The 15,227-nt window shown below is 70.5% G+C and carries 13 protein-coding genes; 9 read left to right on the top strand and 4 right to left on the bottom strand.

Annotated features, from left to right (window positions below; genetic code table 11):
• Positions 1-12 precede the first annotated feature (12 nt).
• The 3 genes from TSO5_RS26665 (at position 13) to TSO5_RS26655 (ending at position 2,610) form a co-directional block, all read left to right on the top strand.
• A complete protein-coding gene (locus TSO5_RS26665) occupies positions 13-477 on the top strand; it encodes a cupin domain-containing protein (protein ID WP_109154454.1) in 465 nt (154 codons plus the stop codon).
• A gap of 70 nt (positions 478-547) precedes the next feature.
• Complete coding sequence (gene lpxD / locus TSO5_RS26660; RefSeq protein WP_109154453.1) at positions 548-1,678, top strand: UDP-3-O-(3-hydroxymyristoyl)glucosamine N-acyltransferase; 1,131 nt, start codon at positions 548-550, stop codon at positions 1,676-1,678.
• Positions 1,679-1,833: 155 nt separating this feature from the next.
• Positions 1,834-2,610, top strand: coding sequence for an RNA methyltransferase (locus TSO5_RS26655; protein ID WP_109154452.1), 777 nt, complete (start codon positions 1,834-1,836; stop codon positions 2,608-2,610).
• Positions 2,611-2,645: 35 nt separating this feature from the next.
• Here the strand turns inward: TSO5_RS26655 and TSO5_RS26650 are convergent, their stop codons facing one another.
• Positions 2,646-4,040, bottom strand: a complete 1,395-nt coding sequence (locus TSO5_RS26650) for a PQQ-dependent sugar dehydrogenase (RefSeq protein WP_109154451.1) — start codon at positions 4,038-4,040, stop codon at positions 2,646-2,648.
• Between the two features lie 259 nt (positions 4,041-4,299).
• Between TSO5_RS26650 and TSO5_RS26645 the strand changes: the two genes are divergently transcribed.
• The 6 genes from TSO5_RS26645 (at position 4,300) to TSO5_RS26620 (ending at position 13,806) form a co-directional block, all read left to right on the top strand.
• Entirely contained in the window at positions 4,300-8,187 is a 3,888-nt protein-coding gene (locus TSO5_RS26645) for a response regulator (protein WP_109154498.1), read from the top strand.
• An 8-nt stretch (positions 8,188-8,195) separates the two neighbouring features.
• A complete protein-coding gene (locus tag TSO5_RS26640; RefSeq protein WP_109154450.1) occupies positions 8,196-9,113 on the top strand; it encodes a PleD family two-component system response regulator in 918 nt (305 codons plus the stop codon).
• A complete protein-coding gene (locus TSO5_RS26635) occupies positions 9,110-10,282 on the top strand; it encodes a molybdopterin-binding protein (RefSeq protein ID WP_109154449.1) in 1,173 nt (390 codons plus the stop codon). Before TSO5_RS26640 ends, TSO5_RS26635 begins: the two co-directional genes overlap by 4 nt.
• A gap of 40 nt (positions 10,283-10,322) precedes the next feature.
• Positions 10,323-12,299, top strand: coding sequence for a molybdopterin biosynthesis protein (locus TSO5_RS26630; protein WP_109154448.1), 1,977 nt, complete (start codon positions 10,323-10,325; stop codon positions 12,297-12,299).
• Positions 12,300-12,548: 249 nt separating this feature from the next.
• Positions 12,549-13,124 carry a sigma-70 family RNA polymerase sigma factor gene (locus TSO5_RS26625; protein ID WP_109154497.1) on the top strand — a complete coding sequence of 192 codons (576 nt, stop codon included), beginning with the start codon at positions 12,549-12,551 and terminating at the stop codon, positions 13,122-13,124.
• A gap of 10 nt (positions 13,125-13,134) precedes the next feature.
• Entirely contained in the window at positions 13,135-13,806 is a 672-nt protein-coding gene (locus TSO5_RS26620) for a ChrR family anti-sigma-E factor (RefSeq protein ID WP_247870979.1), read from the top strand.
• Positions 13,807-13,858: 52 nt separating this feature from the next.
• On the opposite strand, the gene TSO5_RS26615 is transcribed toward TSO5_RS26620, so the two are convergent.
• The 3 genes from TSO5_RS26615 to TSO5_RS26605 are packed head-to-tail and all read right to left on the bottom strand — an operon-like array spanning position 13,859 to position 15,208.
• Positions 13,859-14,383: a pyridoxamine 5'-phosphate oxidase family protein gene (locus tag TSO5_RS26615; protein WP_109154446.1), complete on the bottom strand. Its 525-nt coding sequence runs from the start codon at positions 14,381-14,383 to the stop codon at positions 13,859-13,861.
• A gap of 52 nt (positions 14,384-14,435) precedes the next feature.
• Positions 14,436-15,080 (bottom strand): histidine phosphatase family protein, encoded by a 645-nt coding sequence (locus tag TSO5_RS26610; protein WP_109154445.1) that lies wholly within the window; start codon positions 15,078-15,080, stop codon positions 14,436-14,438.
• Complete coding sequence (locus TSO5_RS26605; RefSeq protein ID WP_282183536.1) at positions 15,077-15,208, bottom strand: adenosylcobinamide-GDP ribazoletransferase; 132 nt, start codon at positions 15,206-15,208, stop codon at positions 15,077-15,079. Before TSO5_RS26605 ends, TSO5_RS26610 begins: the two co-directional genes overlap by 4 nt.
• Positions 15,209-15,227: the final 19 nt, after the last annotated feature.

Here is a 15,227-nt window from a genome sequence, read left to right as displayed (position 1 = left end):
CCGGGAGAGCCGATGCCCGACCACACCCCCATTCCCATCGACAGCCGCCGCATCGCCGACGACGAGGTCGGCAAGCCGGCGGTTTTCGGCGCCATCCTGTCCGGCCAGCCGCTGGAGATTCACCGCAACATCTTCGAAGGCGACTATAGCCGCTTCCGGTCGGGGGTGTGGCAGTGCACGCCGGGCCTCGTCGCGATGAAGGACTGGCCCTATCACGAGTTCTGCGTCCTGCTGTCGGGCCGGGTCATCATCACGCCGGAAGGCGGGGTCCCGCGCGAATACAAGGCCGGCGATGCGCTGGTGCTGCCGATGGGCTTCACCGGCACCTGGGAGATCCTGGAGACGGTGCGCAAATATTATGCGGTGCAGGCGCGCCAGCCGCTGATGCGTCGGGTGAAGGAGCGGGTGAAGGGGTGGCTGCGGCCCGGCGCCAAGGGCGGGCGGACCACCGATGCGCAGGCCGGGGCCGCGTTCTGACGCCTCGCCATCCGCCGGACACCCGTGTTAGGGTCCGCCCCCGTGCAAGACCCTGATACCGGTGCGTTCCATGACCCAGGCTCCCCGTACCCTCACCGAGATCGCTGAAGCGCTGGGCGCCGCGGTCGAAGGCGACGGCTCCCTCACCATCCGCCGCGCCGTCCATCCGTCGGAAGCGGAGGGGCCGGAGGATCTGGCGCTGGCGATGGACAAGGACCTGATGGCCCTGCTGCCCGGCAGCAAGGCGGTCGCCGCCGTGGTCGCCGAAGGGGTCGAGGTTCCGGACGGCATCAAGGGCCGCATCGTGGTGAAGCGTCCGCGCTACGCCATGGCCGGGATGCTCGACATCTTCGAAAAGCCGGTCCATGCCGAACCGGGCGTGTCGGCGCAGGCCTATGTGGCGCCCGACGCTGTGGTGGCGCCCGATGCCTCCATCGCCCCCTTCGCCTATGTCGGTCCGCGCGCCCGCATCGGTGCCGGGGTCATCATCCTGCCGCACGTCACCGTCGGCGCCGACGCGGTGATCGGCGAGGGCTGCCTGCTGCATCCCGGCGCCCGCATCGGCGAACGGGTGGAGATGGGCGCCCGCTGCATCATCCATCCCAACGCCGCCGTCGGCAATGACGGCTTCAGCTTCGTCACGCCGGAGCCGGGCAGCGTCGAATCTGCCAAGACCACGGGCCGCGTCGTCGGCACCAACGTGCTGATCCGCCGGGTGAACTCCATCGGCACGGTGATCCTCGGCGACGATGTCGAGATCGGCGCCGGCGCTACCATCGACCGCGGCACGGTGACGGCCACCCGCATCGGCAACGGCACCAAGATCGACAACCTCGTCCAGATCGGCCACAACGTCCAGGTCGGCACCAACTGCATGCTGTGCGGCCATGTCGGCATCGCCGGCAGCACGGTGATCGGCGACCGCGTGGTGCTGGCCGGCAAGGTCGGCGTCGCCGACCATGTGAAGATCGGCAGCGACGCGGTGGTGGCGGCCAATTCCGGCGTCGGCATGGACATCCCGCCGAAGTCGGTGTGGATGGGCTATCCCGCCGTGCCGCGCGCCCGCGCCTTCGAACAATACAAGGGCCTCGCCCGCCTGAAACGCCTGTACGCCGACGTCTCCGACCTGAAGAAGCGCCTGACCGCCATCGACGGTGGCCCGGTGAAGGTCGAGGCGGAGCCGGCGGAGCAGCAGGAATAGGCCAAGCGCGGGTTCAGATTGCCCCCTCCCTAACCCTCCCCCGCTTTGCGGGAGAGGGGACTGCCGCCGCTCTGCGAGTGACTCCCTCTCCCGCGTTAGCGGGGGAGGGTCGGGGAGGGGGCCATAGCACTTCACCTCAAACGAATATACGTCCCATGACCTCCGGCCAGAACCCCACCCGTGAGTCCATCCTTGGCGGCCCGGCCGTCATCCTGGTGCAGCCACAGCTCGGCGAGAACATCGGCGCCTGCGCGCGCGCGATGCTGAATTGCGGGCTGACCGACCTGCGCCTCGTCAAGCCGCGCGACGGCTGGCCGAATCCAAAGGCCAGTGCCGCCGCGTCCGGCGCCGACCTCGTCATCGACAACGCGAAGATCTTCGAGACGACGGCCGAGGCGGTCGCCGATCTGGAGTCGGTCTTCGCCACCACGGTGCGCACCCGCGACATGATCCAGCGTTTCGTCACCCCGCGCGTCGCGGCGGGCGAGATGCGGGAACGCTATGCCGCCGGGCAGAAGGTCGGCGTGATGTTCGGGCCGGAGCGCACCGGGCTTTTCAACGACGACCTGACCTTCGCCCAGACGCTGGTCACGGTGCCGCTGAACCCGGCCTTCTCCTCGCTCAATCTGGCGCAGGCGGTGCTGCTGATCGGCTACGAGTGGTTCCAGGCGGGCGACCGCACACCCGACCGCTTCCTGCACACCGGCCAGACCCGCCCGGCGACGATGGCGGAGCGGGTGAACTTCTTCGAACGGCTGGAGGCGGCGCTGGACCGCACCGGCTTCTTCACCAGCGAGGAGAAGCGCCCTTCGATGGTCCGCACGCTCCGCAACGCCTTCGAGCGGATGGAAATGACCGAGCAGGAGGTGCGCACCTTCCACGGCGTCGTCGCCGCCCTGGTCCAGGGCAGCCGGCGGAAAGACGAGAGCTGAGGGACGGGTGCTGCTGAGCGGTCAGCGCCCAACAGTCAGCGCTTGGGGCCCGCCGCCGGCTCCTTCTCTGTTTCCTTGTCCGCCGCGGCGTAGGCGACGCGCCAGACCGTGCCGGAGGCGTCCTCGGCGATCAGCAGGGCGCCGTCGGCTGTCACCGCCAAACCGCTCGGCCGGCCCCAGACCTTCGGTGTCTCGTCGCCCTCGGCGGCGCTTCCGGTGGCGGTGCCGGCGGGGCTGGTCACGCGGAAGCCGGTGACGAAGGTCTCATAGGTGCCGGTCGGCTTGCTCTTGTCGAAGGGCGCGGTGTCGAAGGGCACGAAGGCGACGGCATAGCCGGTGGGGCGGGACCGGTTCCAAGACCCGTGCAGCGAGACGAAGGCGCCCATGCGGTAGCGCTCCGGGAAATGGGTGGCGTCGCCGAAGGCCAGCCCGATCGGCGCCGAATGCGCCTGGAACAGCAGCCCCGGCACCAGCGCCGCCTTCACCAGATCGGGCCGCCGTTCGGCGAGGTCCGGCTGCGGGTTGTCGCCGATGTAGGAATAGGGCCAGCCATAGAAGCCGCCCGGCTTCACCATCGTCAGGAAATCGGGCACCAGCTGGTCGCCTAGCCCGTCGCGCTCGTTCACCACGGCATAGAGGTCGCCGGTGCCGGGCTTGAAGGCGAGGCCGACCGGATTGCGCAGGCCAGCGGCGTAGGTGCGCTGGCCGCTGCCGTCCATGCGGAATTCCTGGATGGTGGCGCGCGGTTCGGCCTCCGTCCCGATGTTCGATTCCGATCCGATCCCGACATAGAAATGCCGTCCGTCGGGCGCCACCGCGATGGAGCGCGTGTTGTGGCCGCCGCGCCGGCCGAAGGCGCCCTCGGCCGTCAGTCGCCGCCGTTCCCCCGCCTGGACGGTCCCGGCGGTCCAGGGCAGGCGCCACACCCCCGCCAGATCGCCGACCAGCACCGCCCCGTCATGAAAGGCGAGGCCGAAGGGATGGTCGAAGCCGTCGGCCCAGACCTGGGCCATCTCCGCCCGGCCGTCGCCGTCGGCATCGCGCAGCAGCGTCAGGCTGCCCGGCCGCTGCTGCGCCACCAGCACGTCGCCGTTGGGCAGGACCAGCAGGTTGCGGGCATTCTCCACATGGTCGCGGAACAGGGTGACGGTGAAGCCGCGCGGGGCGCGCAGCGGCTGGTCCTCGGGACGCGGCACCTGCACCGCCTGGTTGGCGACGGCGGGGGTGGCGTAGGGCTTCGGCAGCGTTTCGATCCGCACATGCACCTCGGCGCCGACCGTCTGCATCGGGTCGGAGCGCACCGGGCCGGTCATCGCCGCCTGGGCCAGGGCGGTGGCCGGCAGCATGGTCAGGGCGAGGGCGGAACCGGCGGCCAGCGCGAGCAGGCCGGCCAATAGAGGCTTGAACGACGGGGCAGGGCGGTCGGCCATCGGACGGGCGCTTTCACGGCGAAACGGAGGATCGGACGACAGATGAGACAAATATCGGACGTAACTATGGGGACGATGCCGCAGACCGCACGCAAAGACAGGCGGTGCAAGGGGGGCTGTACCGGAGGGGTCCCCCGCAAGCGCCGGGTGTCGCCAACGCCATCGTTGCACCCATCAAGTTGCTTGCGGTCGCAGCCGGCGCAAGACCATACTCCGACCGATCTAGGCGGAAGGGCCGGTGGGCGGCGATGATTCGGCAATGATGGACAGACACGGGATCGACGCTGCGGTTCTCACGCTATCGCCCACGCGGACCCGCCTGCTGCTGGCCGCCGCCTTCGCCCTGATCGCGCTGATGGGCGCCGGGTTCTGGGGCTATGTCGTCTGGGCCGACCGGGAAGAGACCCTGCGCCACAGCCGGGAGCAGGCCCAGTCCACCGCCCGTCTGCTGCAGGAGCATGTGCGGCGGACGGTCGCAACCGCCGACCTCGCCATCGGCCGCACGCAGGATCTGATCCATCACCACGGCATGGCCGGCCTGGACTCCAACCGCGAGGCCTGGATCACCATCCGCGACATGGTGGAGAACCTGCCGGAGATCGCGGCGCTGTGGGTGCATGGCCCGACCGGCGACAATATCCTGTCCAGCCGCCAGTTCCCGGCACCGGCCGGCAACGTGTCCGACCGCGCCTATTTCCAGGCCCACCGCGATGGCGCCGATTTCTATGTCGGCGAGCGGATCACCGGCCGGCTGACAGGCGCCCAGTCCTTCACCGTCAGCCGGTCCATCCTGCAGGACGGCCGATTCCTGGGCGTCATCCACGCCAACATCGAGATCGACTACTACCGGATGCTGTTCGAGGGGTTGGATCTCGGCCACGGATCGGCGATCGCGCTCTACCGCACCGACGGCAAGCCGGTGCTGCGTTTCCCCTCCACCGAACCGCTGGACGGGCCGGAAGGGCCGACGGTGCTGCGCCATGCGGCGGAGGCCGCGACCGAGGTCTTCGAGGTGGACGGGCCGGCGGGCCGGCGCATCCTGTCCTACCAGCGGGTGCCGACCCTGCCGCTGGTCGTCTTCGTCGCCTTATCGAAGGGGACGGAGCTTGCTCCCTGGCGGGAGCGGACGGTCCGCGGCAGCATCCTGGTCGGGCTGGCGGTGCTGGCCTGCGCCGGGCTGGCCTATGCCGCGCTGCGCAGCCTGGAACGCGAGGTCGCCGGCCGCCGGGAACTGGCCGATACCAACGCCGAACTGGACGCCAAGAAGCGCGAGTTGGAGACCGCCAACGAGGCCTTTGCCAGCGCCAACCGCCGGCTGAACCTGATCCTGCATTCGGCGTCCGACAGCATCTGCGGCGTCGACCGCGGCGGGATGATCACCTTCGCCAATCCCGCCACCTCCGCGCTGACCGGCTATGCCAACGAGGAACTGCTGGGCGGCAATCTGCACTCGCTGATCCATTCGCGCCGCGCCGACGGCAGCCATTTCCCGGCGCTCGAATGCCCGGTGACCGAGGTGCTGCTGAGCGGGGAGAGCCGCCGTGGGCTGGAGGACACCTATTGGACCAAGGCCGGCACGCCGTTCCTGGTCGAATACACCGCCTCGCCCATGCTGGCCGACGGCAAGGTGGAGGGCGCCGTGGTGGTCTTCCACGAGATCGCCGAGCGCAAGCGGGCGGAGGCGGCGATGCAGCGCGCCCGTCTGGCGGCGGAGGCGGCGAGCCGCGCCAAGAGCGAGTTCCTGGCCAACATGAGCCACGAGATCCGCACGCCGATGAACGCGATCCTCGGGCTGATCCACCTGCTGCAGCAGACGGAGCTGACCGCCCGGCAGGCGGATTATGTGCAGAAGGTGCGGGTGTCGGCGCAGTCGCTGCTGGGCATCCTGAACGACATCCTCGACTTCTCCAAGGTGGAGGCCGGCAAGCTGGAGCTGGAGCGGGTCGATTTCCGCCTGGACGACCTGTTGCAGACGCTGGCGGTGATCGTCGGGTCGGCCGCGCAGGAGAAGGACATCGACGTCCTGTTCTCCGTGGCGCCGGACGTGCCGCTGGATTTGATCGGCGATCCGCTGCGCCTCCAGCAAATCCTGATCAACCTGGCCGGCAACGCCATCAAGTTCACCGAGGCCGGCGAGGTGGTGGTGTCGGTCCGTGTGCGGTCGCTGAGCGGCGAGCGCGCCGTGCTGGACTTCGCCGTGCGCGACACCGGCATCGGCATCGCGCCGGAGCAGCGCGAGCGGCTGTTCCAGGCCTTCAGCCAGGGCGACGGCTCCACCACGCGGCGCTTCGGCGGCACCGGTCTGGGGCTGGCGATCTGCGCGCGGATGGTCCGGCTGATGAACGGCGCCATGGATGTGGAGAGCGAACCCGGCAAGGGCAGCGTCTTCCGCTTCCAGGCGGAATTCGGCCTCCAGCGCGGCGCGGTGGGACGGACCGCCCTGCCGCTGCGGCCGGTGCCGCGCGACCTGACGGTGCTGGTGGTCGACGACAACCCCACCGCGCGCGAAGTGCTGGGCGAGATCGCCACCGCCTTCGGCTGGACCGTCAGCGCCTGCTGCGACGGGCAGTCCGCCATCGCCGAGCTGGAGCGCGCGGCCGCCGCCGGCCATGCCTATGACGTGGTGCTGATGGACTGGAAGATGCCGGGGATGGACGGCATCGAGGCGGCACGCCGCATCCGCGCCGACGCCGAGTCCGGCACGCCGATGATCATCGTCATCAGCGGCTATGGCCGCGAGCGGCTGGGCAGCCGGTTCGAGGAGGCCGGAATCTCCGGTTTCCTGGTGAAGCCGGTCACCGCCTCCACCCTGCTCGACGCCGTCACGGTCGCCTATGCTCAAAGTGGCCAGCCCGAGGGTGGTCTCCGCCTGCCGGTCCCGGTCCCGGCGCCTGCCGGCGAGCATGGTGCCGGATCGCCGGGCGGCGGCCTGTGGGGGCCGGTCTGGGATGCCAGCAGGGCGCTGCATGGCCGCCGCCTGCTGCTGGCCGACGACAACGCCATCAGCCGGCAGGTGGCACGGGAGATCCTCGAACGCGCCGGGGCAAGCGTCACCACGGTCGGCACCGGACGGCAGGCGGTGGAGTGCGTGCGGAGCGCGGAGCAGCCCTTCGACGCCGTGCTGCTGGACGTGCAGATGCCGGACATGGACGGCTTCGCGGCCACGGCGGCGATCCGTGCGCTGCCGGGCGGACGGCAACTGCCGATCATCGCCATGACCGCGAGCGCCCTGCCGGCCGATCGGCAGCGCTGCCTCGACAATGGAATGGACGCCCATGTGCCGAAGCCGCTCGACCTGCCGCAGCTGTTCGCCACGCTGGCCCGCTGGATCGGCCCGCCGCTGGTGGCGGTCCGGCCCTCCACGCCCTGCGGTGCCGGGCCGATCCCGCCCCAGGGGGAAGCCATGCTGACGGCCGCCGGCGCTTCCGCATCGGGCATCGCCGCCGCGTCGCCCGCGCCGGCCGGCCGTCGGGCCGGACAAGGGGCCGGCCAAGGGACCAATCTGCCCGATGAGCTGCCGGGCATCGACCTTGCCGACGCGCTCAACCGGCTGGATGGCGACGCCGGCCTGTTCCGCCGCTTCATCGGCCAGTTCGCCGGGAGCTATGGCGATGTCGTCGAACGGATCGCCGGGGCGCTGGAGGGCGGCGACCTGTCGGTGGCGAAATCCATCGCGCATGAGCTGAAGAGTGTCGCCGGCAACGTCGGTGCCCGCCGCCTGTCGGAGTCCGCCGATGCGGTGCAGATCGCGGCCCAGCGCGGGGACGCCGCGGCGGTGGCGGCCGAGGTGCCGGTGTTGCGCGCCGAACTGGCGCTGGTGCTGGACAGCGCACGCCGCCTCGCGGCGGAAGGCGTCGGCGGAGAGGCGGCGGACGGAGGGACGGGAGAACCGGCCACGCCCGCCCGGTCGGCGGAAAGCCGGCGGCTGCTGGCCGGGCAACTCCCGCAATTCGCAACTTTGTTGCAGGACAGCAACTTCGCAGCGGCGGAAGAGTTCGCTATGCTGGCGCCGTTGCTGACGGACTGGGTCGAACCTTCGACGATGAAGGGGCTGTCCGCCGCCATCGACGCTCTGGACTTCACCAAGGCGCTTGGGATTGTGCAGCGGATCGCACGCGACCTCGGCCTTTCGTTACCGACGGTCTGAACGCGCCCATGGCCGATCCCCGCCCTAAAATCCTGGTGGTTGACGACATCCCGTCCAACGTCCACGTGCTCAGCCGCATCCTGAAGGACGATTACGACATCTATTTCGCCACCGACGGCGAAAAGGCGCTGGATCTTGTCCAGGCGCGAATGCCCGACCTCGTCCTGCTGGACATCATGATGCCGGGGATGGACGGGTTCGAGGTGTGCCGCCGCATCAAGGACGATCCCACCACCTACGACATCCCCGTCATCTTCATTTCCGCCAAGAGCGAGGTGGAGGACGAGACGCGCGGGCTGGAGGTTGGCGCCATCGACTTCATCACCAAGCCGATCAGCCCGCCCATCGTGAAGGCGCGGGTGCGCAACCACCTGCTGCTGAAACGGCAGACCGACCTGCTGCGCAGCCTGTCCTTCCTCGACGGGTTGACCGGCATCGCCAACCGCCGCCGCTTCGACGAGGCGATGACGCGCGAATGGCGGCGCTGCGCCCGGTCGCACCTGCCGCTGTCGCTCATCATCCTCGATGTCGACCATTTCAAGGCCTACAACGACCAGTACGGCCATCAGGCCGGCGACGAATGTCTGCGCATCGTGGCCGAGGTGCTGGCGGAGCGGGCAAGGCGGCCGAGCGATCTCGTCGCCCGCTATGGCGGGGAGGAGTTCGTCTGCCTGCTGCCGGAGACGGACGGCCCCGGCGCCACCCGCGTGGCCGAGGGGTTCCGGGCCGGTGTCGCCGAACGCCGCATCCCGCATGCGCAGTCGCCGGTCGCCCCCTTCGTCACCATCAGCCTGGGCGTCGCCACCGTGATCCCGTCCGCCGAGAGCAGCCCTGAAAAGCTGGCGGAGATGGCCGACCAGTTGCTCTACCGCGCCAAGCGCACCGGCCGGAACCGCGTGCAGGACGCCACGGTGCCGGCGCTGTGACCGCCCCGCCTCCTCCATCGCCTTTCCATGACGTCCGCGGTCGCGGCTTCGCCCGCCGTGTGCCGCTGACGGACGCCTGGGATTGGGTCGATGCCCGGGTTGCCTCGCCGGCTGCAAGGACTCTGCCCCTGGCGGAGTGTGCCGGGCTGCGGCTGGCCGATGCAGTCGCGGCGACGGGCGACTGGCCGCCGGCCGACCGGGCGGCGGTGGATGGCTTTGCCGTGGCGGCGGCCGACACACTGGGGGCCGGCTCCTACAACCCGGTGCCGCTGACGGCTGCGGTGGCGGTGAGCGCCGGCGATCCGCTGCCGCCGTGCTGCGACGCGGTGATCCCGTTCGAGGCGGCGCAGGCCGTCGGCCCCTTCATCGAGGCGATCGACGCGGTGGCGCCCGGCAGCGGGGTGGAGCGGCGCGGCGCCTGGACCGTCGCCGGAAGCCCCCTGCTGCCGGCCGGGCGGCGCCTGCGCCCCGGCGATCTCGGCCTGCTCGCCGCCGCCGGGCACAGCGCGGCGCCGGTCCTGCCGGCACCGTCAGTGCGCATCCTGCTGGCCGGCGGTCCCAAGGCCGGCGCACCGGAGCAACTCGGCGCGATGCTGGCGGCGCTGGTCGGGCGCGACGGCGGCGTGGTCGCGGCGGTCGAGGAACTGCCCGCCGACCTCGATGCCTTGGCCGAGGCCTTTGCCCGGCCGGGCGCCGACCTGATCCTGTCGGCCGGGCGCACCGGCACCGGTCCCGACGACGTGGCGCCGCCCGGTCTGGCGCAGGCCGGCAGCCTCGACCTGCACGGCATCGCCATGCGGCCGGGCGGCAGCGCCGGGCTCGGGCTTGCCGGCGGTGTTCCGGTCCTGCTGCTGCCGGGCGAGCCGATGGCGGCGCTGGCGGCCTATGAGCTGCTGGCCGGGCGCGCGGTGCGGCGTGCCGCCGGCTTGCCGGCCGTTCTGCCCCATGCGACGGTCGAGGCGGTGACCGCGCGCAAGCTGGTGTCGGAGATCGGCAGCTTCGACCTGCACCGGGTCCGGCTGGGCGAGGACGGCAGGGTGGAGCCGGTGGCCTCGCCCAACTGGCCGGGACTGGCGGCGGCGGCGCGGGCCGACGGCTTCGTCCTGATCGGGGCGGACAGCGAAGGCGTGCCGGACGGCGCTCCAGTCACTATGTATCGTTTCGCCTGATCTTCTTCCGCCCTGATCTTTTTCCGTAAGGGTTTGCCGCGTGCACAGCTCCGACCGCAGCCGTGAGGACATCCGCCGTTTCGTCGCCCAGGCCGCCCGCCAGGACCAGTTCCTTGAGGTGGTCAGTGGGGAGGAGGCGCGCGCCCGTTTCCACCGCCACCTCGACCTGTCGCCGCGGGGGGAGGAGCGGGTGCCGCTGGCAGCATCGCTCGGCCGCGTGCTGTCCGCCGACGTGGTGGCGGAGGTGGACGTCCCCGGCTTCGACCGCTCGGTGGTCGACGGCTTCGCCGTGCGCGCCGCCGACACGGTGGGGGCGGCAGAGGATCGTCCGGTCGCCCTGCGTCTGAACGACGAGGTGCTGGCGGCCGGCCATGCCCCCGAACTGACGGTGGAGCCCGGCACCGCCACCGTGATCGCCACCGGCGGCATGCTGCCGCGTGGCGCCGACGCCGTGGTGATGGTGGAGACGACCGAGGCGGTGGAGCGGCCCGACGGCCTGTTCGTCACCCTGACCCGCCCGGCGACCCCCGGAGCCTTCGTCGCCGCCGCCGGCTCCGACATTGGCCGGGGCGAGGTGGTGCTGCGCCGGGGGCAGTCGCTGACCTCGCGCGAGATCGGCGTGCTGGCCGCCATCGGGCTGGCCGAGGTGCCGGTGGTGCGCCGGCCGCGCGTCGCCATCCTGTCGACCGGCGACGAGATCGTAGCGCCGGGCCAGCCGATCCGCACCGGGGCGGTCTATGACAGCAACGGCGCCATCCTGGCCGCCGCGGTTTCCGAACTGGGCGGTGAGCCGGTGCCGCTGGGCATCGCCCCGGACGAGGACGCGGCGCTGGAACGGCTGGTCGCCAAAGGGCTGGAGTGCGACGCGCTGCTGCTGTCGGGCGGCACGTCGAAGGGGGCGGGCGACCGCTCCCACCGCATCGTGGCGCAGCTGTCCGATCCCGGCATCGTCGCCCATGGCGTGGCGCTGAAGCCGGGCAAGCCGCTGTGCCTCGCGGTGACCGGCGGCAAGCCGGTGGTGATCCTGCCGGGCTTCCCGACCTCGGCCATGTTCACCTTCCACAGCTTCGTCGCCCCGGTGATCCGCGCCATGGCCGGCCTGCCGCCGGCGCTGACGGAGGAGGTGCCGGCCACCCTGCCGGTGCGGCTGGGGTCGGAACGCGGGCGCACGGAGTATGTCATGGTCTCGCTGGTCCATGGCGCCGACGAGGACGAGCTGGCGGCCTATCCGCTGTCCAAGGGATCGGGCGCGGTCACCGCCTTCAGCCATGCCGACGGCTTCCTGGCCATCGACGCCCAGGCGGAGGCGGTGGAGGCCGGCACGCCGGTGTCGGTCCAGTTGCTCGGCCGTTCGCTGGCTCCCGCCGATCTGATCGTGGTGGGCAGCCAGTGCATCGGGCTGAACGCCGTGCTCGGCCGGCTGATCGGCGAGGGAATGACGGTCAAGGCGCTGAATGTCGGCTCGATGGGCGGGCTTGCGGCGGCGCGGCGCGGGGAGTGCGACATCGCCCCGGTCCATCTGATGGACCCGGCGACTGGTACCTACAACATTCCCTTCCTGGCGCCGGGGCTGGAGTTGGTGACCGGCTATCGCCGCATGCAGGGCATCGTTTTCCGCCGCGGCGACCCGCGGTTCGAAGGGCGGACGGCAGCGGAGGCGGTGGCCGCGGTCGCCGGTCTGGCCGACTGCATCCTGATCAACCGCAATGCCGGCAGCGGCACCCGCATCCTGACCGACCGGCTGCTGGGGCCGGCGCGGCCGACCGGCTATTGGACGCAGGCCAAGTCGCACAATGCCGTTGCCGTCGCGGTGGCGCAGAACCGCGCCGACTGGGGCGTCGCCATCGAAACCGCTGCGAACCTCTATGGGCTGGGCTTCCTGCCGCTGCAGGAGGAGCATTACGACTTCGTCATTCCCGCCGCCCGCCGCGACCGTCCGGCCGTCCGCCGCTTCGTCGAGGCGCTGGAGATGCCGGAGGTGGGGGAGGCCCTGCGCGCCATGGGGTTCATCAGATAGACTCTGGCCTAATCGCCCGGCAAATCCGAACAAAATGCCGCAAGCCGGGTTTTTTTGTGATCCGGCGGCCGGGAGGTTGCGTACCGAAGGTCACGATGCGACATACAGCCCGGCGTGACGGCCGGTGGCGTGCGGGGCAAAGTGCAGGATTGACGCAGCGGCCTTGAAAAAGGGGGCGCTGCCGCGATTTCCGGGAATGGGTGCCATCCCCGGCTTGTGCGGCGGCCGATGTTCCCCTTGAATGGGACCATGCAGGACCAGCACACCCCCGCGGCCGACACGGCCCCCAGCCTGGAAACCCTGCTCGTCGCCGTTGGGCGCGAGCGGGACAAACAGGCGTTCGGGGTGCTGTTCGGCCACTTCGCGCCACGGCTGAAGACGTATCTGCGCCGGTTGGGATGCGATTCCGGTGCGGCGGAAGAGCTTGTTCAGGAGGTCATGCTGTTGGTCTGGCGTCGTGCCGAAACCTTCGATCCGAGTCACGCCTCGGCCGGCACCTGGGTGTTCACCATCGCGCGAAACAAGCGAATCGATGTGTTGCGCCGCGAACAGCGGCCGGAGATCGACCCCGACGATCCCGCCCTGGTGCCCGAACCCGACGAGGCCGCCGACCGCCGGATCGAGGCGAAGGAAAGCAGCGGGCGCCTGCGCGCCGCGCTGAAGGACCTGCCGCCGGAACAGGCCGAGCTTCTGCGCATGGCTTATTTCGAGGACAAGCCGCACAGCGTCATTTCCGCGGAGAACGGCATCCCGCTCGGCACCGTCAAATCGCGCCTGCGTCTGGCGATGGAACGCCTGCGCCGGTCGCTGAAGGATGTCGGATGAGGCATTTCCGATGAACCGGCCGAGCCACCACCCCGGCGACACCCTGCTGATCGACTATGCCGGCGGCGCCCTGTGCGAAGGCGCCTCGCTGGCCGTCGCCACCCACATGGCCTTCTGCCCCGCCTGCCGCCACGCGGTGGCGGAGATGGAGGCGATCGGCGGCGCCCTGCTGGACGATCTGGAGCCGGAACCGCTGTCCGACGGCTGCCTGGAAGCGCTGATGGCCCGCCTGGACCACGAGCGGCCGGCGCCCTGCCGCCCGGCGGTAAAGCCGTCACCTGAAAAGTCGCGCTATCCGGAACCGTTGCGCAGCTATCTGCGCGGGCGGCTCGACGGCGACGGGCGGATCGGTGAGGGCGGCTGGCGCTTCCTTCAGCCGGGCATGCGCTGCATGGATTTGCTGTCGGGTCCGAACGGGACGACCCGGCTGATCCGCATGAAGGGTGGGGTCGGCGTGCCGCAGCACACCCATGGCGGGATCGAGCTGACCGTGGTGCTGGAGGGCGGCTTCTCCGACGAGTTCGGCGCATTTCTGCCCGGCGATCTAGCCATCGGCGACCCGTCGCTGGTCCACCGGCCGGTGTCGGACCCGGAAGGCTGCCTGTGCCTCGCCACCACCATCGGCGGGCTGAAGCTGACGGGGCCGTTGGGGCGGTGGTTCAACCGGTTCGTGAAGTTCTGAGAGGGATGGGCGCCGGAGCGCCCATCGCACGCGTCTTACCGGCCCGTTCGACTTACTGGAAAGCGATCTTCGCGTTGTCGCCCGGATCGGGCGACTGGCCGGTCAGCTTCGCCTTCACATAGCCATAGGCGTAGACCATGGTGCTGGACGGGCTGTCCCAGTATTCGGCCTGATCGACCGACACCTTCAGCAGCGCCACCTCTGGATCGTCCGGACCCTGGGGGAACCAGGTGCTCATGATGTCGCGCCACAGGAAGCGGATCTTGTCGCGATCGCGCACCACCTCGGCGACGCCGGAAACGGACACGTAATCCTGCTTGTCGGGGTTGGCGTAGGCGAGGTTGACGCGCCAGTGGCGGTCGATCTCGTCCACCTTTTCGGAATGGGCGCGGGTGAAGAACCACAAGGTGCCGTCTTCGAACCCCGCATGGGACAGCGTCGCCATCGGACGGGAGTTCATCCGGCCGTTGTCGTCCAGCGTCGTCATCATCGCGACCTGAACGCTCTTCATCATCTCCCAGAGCTTTTTGACTTCGCCCTGGTCGGGGTTATGGCCGGCGGTGGTGCTATGGACCATGGTCTGCCTCTCGTTCGGTAGCCCAACGGAGACTGGGGAACGCCCGCCGCGGTCAGAAAGTTCCGACCTGCTGATTAACTCCCCCGACAGACCAGGATCCTGTCCCGGCGTGGTAGTGGTCGATCCGGGTCAGCGACCAGGGGTCGATCCGCAACCGCAATGCCGCCTCCGGCGTGAGATCCAGCGCCAGCGCCAGCGCGCCCCGGATGCTGCCGGCGTGAATCACCGCAACCACATCGCGTCCGGCATGGAGGTCGGTCAGCCGCCGCAGGGCCGCCGCCGTACGCTCCATCACCGTGGCGAAGCTCTCGCCGCCGGGCGGGGCGTGGCGGGCCGGATTGCGCCAGAATCGCGCCGCCGCCTCGGCATCGCGCAGGGCCGCGGTGTCGTGGCTGATGCCCTCCCACTCGCCGAAATCCTGCTCGGCCAGCGCCGGCTCGACAACCGCGGTGTCGGCGAGGCGTGGGTTGCGGCTCCACAGCGCCTGGGCGGTCTGGCGGCTGCGGCGCAGCGGGCTGGTCAGCCACAGGGCGTCGGCGGGGAGGCTGGCCGCGAGTGCTGCCGCCGGGGCGCGGTTGCCGGTGTCGGCCTCGCGGTCGCTCGCCCCGCAGATCACGTTGTCCGGGTTGTGGACCGGCGCATGGCGGATCAGCCACCAGCGGGTGACGGTCAGCGGGGTAAGGCTCACCGCGCTCATGCAACTGCTCCCAAGAAGGCGGAGAGGGTCAGCAGGACAGCGGCCTCCGCCACCTGCTGCGCGGCGCCGAAGACGTCGCCGGTGTGCCCGCCGATCTGCCGCCGGCCCAGCATCGCCACCGCGATCACCGCCAGCAGCGAGGCCGCC

The organism is Azospirillum sp. TSO5, from assembly GCF_003116065.1.
GTDB lineage: Bacteria > Pseudomonadota > Alphaproteobacteria > Azospirillales > Azospirillaceae > Azospirillum.
Note: the sequence above shows the minus strand (reverse complement) of the source record. Positions and strands in the feature narration are given on the sequence as shown.

Coding starts and splice junctions, on each gene's coding strand:
- TSO5_RS26665 (WP_109154454.1), top strand. CDS start 13: ATGCCCGACCACACCCCCATTCCCATCGACAGCCGCCGCATCGCCGAC.
- lpxD (WP_109154453.1), top strand. CDS start 548: ATGACCCAGGCTCCCCGTACCCTCACCGAGATCGCTGAAGCGCTGGGC.
- TSO5_RS26655 (WP_109154452.1), top strand. CDS start 1,834: ATGACCTCCGGCCAGAACCCCACCCGTGAGTCCATCCTTGGCGGCCCG.
- TSO5_RS26650 (WP_109154451.1), bottom strand. CDS start 4,040: ATGGCCGACCGCCCTGCCCCGTCGTTCAAGCCTCTATTGGCCGGCCTG.
- TSO5_RS26645 (WP_109154498.1), top strand. CDS start 4,300: ATGATGGACAGACACGGGATCGACGCTGCGGTTCTCACGCTATCGCCC.
- TSO5_RS26640 (WP_109154450.1), top strand. CDS start 8,196: ATGGCCGATCCCCGCCCTAAAATCCTGGTGGTTGACGACATCCCGTCC.
- TSO5_RS26625 (WP_109154497.1), top strand. CDS start 12,549: ATGCAGGACCAGCACACCCCCGCGGCCGACACGGCCCCCAGCCTGGAA.
- TSO5_RS26620 (WP_247870979.1), top strand. CDS start 13,135: ATGAACCGGCCGAGCCACCACCCCGGCGACACCCTGCTGATCGACTAT.
- TSO5_RS26615 (WP_109154446.1), bottom strand. CDS start 14,383: ATGGTCCATAGCACCACCGCCGGCCATAACCCCGACCAGGGCGAAGTC.
- TSO5_RS26610 (WP_109154445.1), bottom strand. CDS start 15,080: ATGAGCGCGGTGAGCCTTACCCCGCTGACCGTCACCCGCTGGTGGCTG.